The following is a 4528-nucleotide window of genomic DNA, read 5'->3' on the forward strand; positions in this document are numbered from 1 at the left end:
GTCGACCGGCTGCGGGCCGCGAGCCCCGACTTCCGCCGGCTCTGGGCCGACCACGAGGTGGCGGTCAGACGAGCCGACCGCAAGACGCTGCTGCACCCGCGGGTGGGCCGTCTGCTGATGGACTGCGAGACCCTGGTCACCCCCGACCAGGGCCAGCAGCTGCTGGTACTCACCCCGGCGGACACCGAGACACGCGAGCGGCTGGAACTGCTGCGGGTGCTGGGCGTCCAGGAATTCCCCACGGGCCCGCCGGGCCCGACGAGCACCCCGGCACGGTGAAGCGGCCGCCTCCGGGGCAGGAATCTGGCGGCGACAGGCCGTTCCAGACAGCGGCGCCAGGTAGCGGCCCGGGCCTGCCAGGCCAATTACCTTGAGACGCTGGGGCACTTGGGCAGCCGGGGCGGACCGGGCCGTCGTGGACAGGGCAGTCGGCATGGCGCTGGACGGACTGTCGCCACGGCGCTCCGAGTAGCCACCCGGCCCGGCGCCCACTGGCCGGCCGCGATGAGCCGCCCGAGGACGCCGCGGACGGGGCGGCGGTGACCGCGGTGGCATCGTCAGCCGGGCCGGAGCGGAGCGCGTCGAGCCACAGTGAGACGTGCGCGGCCAGGACAGGGCGCCCGGCAGGGGAGCGCGAGTTCGAAGCGCCCATCGGATCCGGCCCCACCAGTACCGACCGCCGGTAGCGTGATCGGTATGACATCCGAGGGCGGGACGGCAGAGGGCGAAGCTCTCAACGGCGGCATGGCGAACGCGGGCGCGGTCTCCCGCCGCGGTGCCCTGGTGGAACGCCCGGCGCCGCCCACCGCGCACGCCCTTCACGCCCACCTCCGCGCGCTCGATGCGCAGGGCTTCGACGCGGCTCCGACCCCGGTCCGGCTCACCGCGGACGGCCGCGAGCAGCTGACCTACATCCCCGGGGACGTTGCGCTGCCGCCGTTTCCTCGCTGGGTGATGACGGAGACCGCTCTGCGTTCGGTGGGCAGCCTGCTACGGCGCCTGCACGACGCCGGCTCAGCCATCGCTGTCGACACCCGCGCCGCGTGGCCCCGGGCTCTGGCCGACCCGGAGGGAGGAACGGTGCTGTGCCACAACGACGTCTGCCCGGAGAACGTCGTCTTCCGTGACGGCCGTGCCACGGCGCTGATCGATTTCGATCTTGCGGCGCCGGGACGACCCCTGTGGGATGTCGCCATGACCGCCCGCTACTGGGCCCCTGCGCTGGATCCCGAGTCGGCGGCAGCCCTCCACCCGCCCGGGCTGGACGTCCCGAAGCGACTGCGACTCCTCGCCGACAGTTACGGCCTCTCCCCGCAGCAGCGCACTGAGCTCCCCGGAGTCATCGAGCAGGCCACCGCATCCTGCCGGGCCTTCGTCGCCGGCCGGGTGGCCGACGGCGATCCCGTCTACACACGGGTACTGTCCGAGCGCGGTGGCTGGCGACGGTGGGACCGCATTCAGGAGTGGCTCGCGGCCCACCGAGAGGTGTTCACGGCGGGCCTGCTGGACTGACCGGCCCGGAGGCCGAAGAACAAGCTCAGGCCCCGGGCCCCGGGCCCCGGGCATCAGGTCTCATCCCTGCAGAAACGCCAGTGTGCGGTCGAGCAGCAGGGCAGCCGCATCCGGGTCGTACGACGCGAGCGTGCTGTCGGCGAAGTAGTGCTGGTCACCCGGGTAGAGGAACAACTCGGCCTGCTCGGCCGACGCGACGAGCGACCGGGCCGCGTCGATGTCGCCCTCGCCGGCGAAGACCGGGTCGGCGTCCATGCCGTGCACCTGCGCCGGAACATTGGGCGGCCAGGCCGGGCTGAACTCCGTGACCGGGACACACGCGTAGTACAGCAGTGCCCCGCGCGCTCCGGGCCGGGTCTGCGCCAGCTTCTGTGCCGGGAGTACGCCCACGGAGAAGCCGGCGTAGACGAGGTCCGCGGGCAGGTCCTCCACGGCACGGGTGCCGCGCCCGATCACCTCGCCGAACCCGATCTGCCCGATGTAGCCCATGCCCTGGTCCAGGGTGTTGAACGTCCGGCCTTCGAAGAGGTCGGGCGTGTGCACCGTGTGCCCGGCCCGGCGCAGCGTCCCGGCGAATCCGGTGACTCCGGGGGTGAGCCCCAGGGCGTGATGGAACAGCACAACGTCGGTCATCCCAGCCTCCAGCAGTGACCTGTCCGGCTCATGGTCCATGAGGCTAGCGGACGGTGCCGCTGCCGGTCCTGGCCTCCGCAGCGCCCCGGTCCCTGGTCCGTTCGGCCCCCTGCCCGCCATTTCGTGTGGTCGATTCAGTTCTGTCGCGGTTTGCTGTGGTAGCGGGGTCGCTGTCGTGGCACGGCGCACCGGGCCGGGCCGGCCCAGGTCGTCGGCGGGCAGGTGTACGGGCCGCGCCGTGGAGGAGATCGCCGCGTACGGCCGGAAAGGGCTCAGGATGCATACCGACAAGCTCGGCATCTATCTGAACGACCACCTCATGGGGGCCACCTTCGGCGTCGGAATCGCACGGCGCATCGCCCGCCAGAACCGGCACTCGGTCCGGGGCCCGGACCTGCAGCGCATCGCCGAGGAGATCGCCGAGGACCGCGAGGCGCTCCTCGGGCTCATGGGGACACTCGGGGTGCCCGCGCGCCGCTACAAGATCTACGGGGGCTGGGCAGCCGAGAGGCTGGGACGCCTGAAACCGAACGGCGCTCTGTACCGGCGCTCCGGGCTGAGCACCTTCATCGAGCTGGAGACCCTGCGGCTCGGGATCGAGGGGAAGAGCCTGATCTGGGGCACTCTGCTCGTGGTGGCCTCCCACGACCCACGTCTGGACACCTCCCGGCTCGGTGAACTTCTGGAGCGGGCCCGAAGACAGATCGCCACGCTGGAGACGATGCGCCGCTCGGCGGCCGAGGTCATTTTCGCCGATGACGTACGCGACACCAGTGCCGACAGCGGCTGAGACAGGCAGCCATGCGCCCGACTGAAGGAACCGAACGAGAGGTAGCCATGGACGACGGCGAGCTCGGCCTGACAGCTCAGCAGGTAGCCACACTCAATGAAATGTCCACGACTCACCGAGGGCGCCCCCTCGACGAGATCAAACCGTCGCTGTCGTCGCGATGGCTCGCCATGGACGGCAGCCTGCTGGACGAGGAGACCCTCACCCGGTTCAGTGAGCGCATCGCCGCCGGCGGCCACTTCGACTCCACGACATGAGCCGGACCGGGGTGAGCCGGACCGGGGGTGAGCCCATGAACGCCGACAAGCCCATCACGGTCCTGCCTGTCCGGGCCTACGGCGGTCGCGAGGTCAAGCACTTCACCACCAGCCTGGGTATCGCGCACTCGCTCGACGACCTGCAGGCCCTTCTCCCCCGCTGCGGCCCCTGGGCCGACGACCGGCTGCCGCGCCGCGCGGACCTCACCGCCGACGACGGGCCCTGCGAGTGGGTCGGAGAACCGGCCGATGTCTGGGACCGGGACACACGGTGAACGCCGGTGCGGTCGGACGCGGGGTCACGCCTCGTCAGCAGTGAGGTCCAGGAGGTGCCTGGCCGTGCCGACGGGGTCGACCATCTGGTGCAGGTGCGCGCCCGGCAGATGAGCCGTCCGCCAGCCGCGCGCCCGGGCGTCGGCGGCCGTGTCGTCGTACGGAGGGCCGAACAGCAGGTAGGAACAGGGGTGGTCGTCCCACCCATCGGGGACCGGCACGCGCTGCTCGTAATAGGCGAGCGGCAGCCTCGGCTGCTCGGCGATGACCTTCTGCCGCATCGCCGGGTCGGAGAACAGGGGCGCGATGTCCGCCTCGTCCCACCAGTCGGTCCAGCGCGGCAGTGTGCCGTCCACCGCCATGGGGCGGAGAAACTCCAGGAGTTCGGGTGGGGCGGCGGGCGTCGGTCCCGTGCGGGCCGGCAGCGCGGCGTCGACGAAGACAGAGCCGGTCACCGGGTGGTCGAGCCCTGAGCGGACCGACGGGACGACCAGCCCCGCATTGCTGTGTGCCACCAGTGTCAGGGGCTGGTCCTTCGGGATGCCGGCGAGGTCGTCCCGGACGGCTTGAGCGATCCGGGGCCAGAACGGCGGGCCGCCCGCGCCCACCTGGAGCAGAGACGGCACACGCACCTGGTGCCCTGCGGCCGCCAGCTGTTCTGCCACCGGGTGCCAGGTGGCAGGGCCAACGGACGGACTGTGTACGAGAACGAAGATCCGCTTCATGTGGCCATCCTGTCGCCTCACCCGGGCCGGGTGCGTCCGGCTCGGCTGACGGCGAACAGCGCCGTACCTGGAGCGGCGGCCGCTGTCCCGTCACGCACTTCTGGCGCCCCCGCCCCATTGCGGACCCGGCGCGCCGATCCCCTCCCGTAGAGCCCGTTCCACCCGCTCGGCGAGCACCTCCAGCAGGGCCGGGTGGGCTCCCAGCGGGCGGGCTGCCGCGTCCGCGCCGCAGTCACGGACGCGGTCGGCGAACAGGCCGGGGGCCAGCAGCCAGGTCGCGACCGATACGCGCCCGGCGCCCCGCGACCGCCGGTCCACGACCGCCTCGGCGACGGTGG

At 72.1% G+C, this 4528-nt stretch carries 6 protein-coding genes and 2 pseudogenes; 5 read left to right on the forward strand and 3 right to left on the reverse strand.

All coding sequences use genetic code 11. From position 1 onward, the window contains the following. Together G3I19_RS34690 and G3I19_RS34695 are read left to right on the forward strand one after the other, a co-directional pair. Positions 1-279 (forward strand): annotated as a pseudogene (locus tag G3I19_RS34690) (transcriptional regulator); the annotation flags it as partial. Between the two features lie 417 nt (positions 280-696). Further along, positions 697-1512, forward strand: coding sequence for an aminoglycoside phosphotransferase family protein (locus tag G3I19_RS34695; protein WP_164267672.1), 816 nt, complete (start codon positions 697-699; stop codon positions 1510-1512). 60 nt (positions 1513-1572) lie between these two features. On the opposite strand, the gene G3I19_RS34700 is transcribed toward G3I19_RS34695, so the two are convergent. Next, positions 1573-2145: a dienelactone hydrolase family protein gene (locus G3I19_RS34700; RefSeq protein WP_164267673.1), complete on the reverse strand. Its 573-nt coding sequence runs from the start codon at positions 2143-2145 to the stop codon at positions 1573-1575. Positions 2146-2422: 277 nt separating this feature from the next. Here G3I19_RS34700 and G3I19_RS34705 point away from each other — a divergent pair, with 277 nt between their 5' ends. From G3I19_RS34705 to G3I19_RS34715, 3 genes are all read left to right on the forward strand, one after another. Continuing rightward, positions 2423-2935, forward strand: coding sequence for a hypothetical protein (locus G3I19_RS34705; RefSeq protein WP_164267674.1), 513 nt, complete (start codon positions 2423-2425; stop codon positions 2933-2935). A 101-nt stretch (positions 2936-3036) separates the two neighbouring features. Continuing rightward, positions 3037-3192: a hypothetical protein gene (locus G3I19_RS34710; RefSeq protein WP_164267675.1), complete on the forward strand. Its 156-nt coding sequence runs from the start codon at positions 3037-3039 to the stop codon at positions 3190-3192. A gap of 35 nt (positions 3193-3227) precedes the next feature. After that, complete coding sequence (locus G3I19_RS34715; protein WP_164267676.1) at positions 3228-3467, forward strand: hypothetical protein; 240 nt, start codon at positions 3228-3230, stop codon at positions 3465-3467. A gap of 24 nt (positions 3468-3491) precedes the next feature. Here the strand turns inward: G3I19_RS34715 and G3I19_RS34720 are convergent, their stop codons facing one another. Continuing rightward, positions 3492-4190, reverse strand: coding sequence for an alpha/beta hydrolase (locus G3I19_RS34720; RefSeq protein WP_164267677.1), 699 nt, complete (start codon positions 4188-4190; stop codon positions 3492-3494). A gap of 90 nt (positions 4191-4280) precedes the next feature. Continuing rightward, positions 4281-4528: pseudogene (locus tag G3I19_RS34725) on the reverse strand (hypothetical protein); the annotation flags it as partial.

The sequence above is a fragment of the Streptomyces sp. SID10853 genome (assembly GCF_010548145.1).
Classification (GTDB): Bacteria; Actinomycetota; Actinomycetes; order Streptomycetales; family Streptomycetaceae; genus Streptomyces.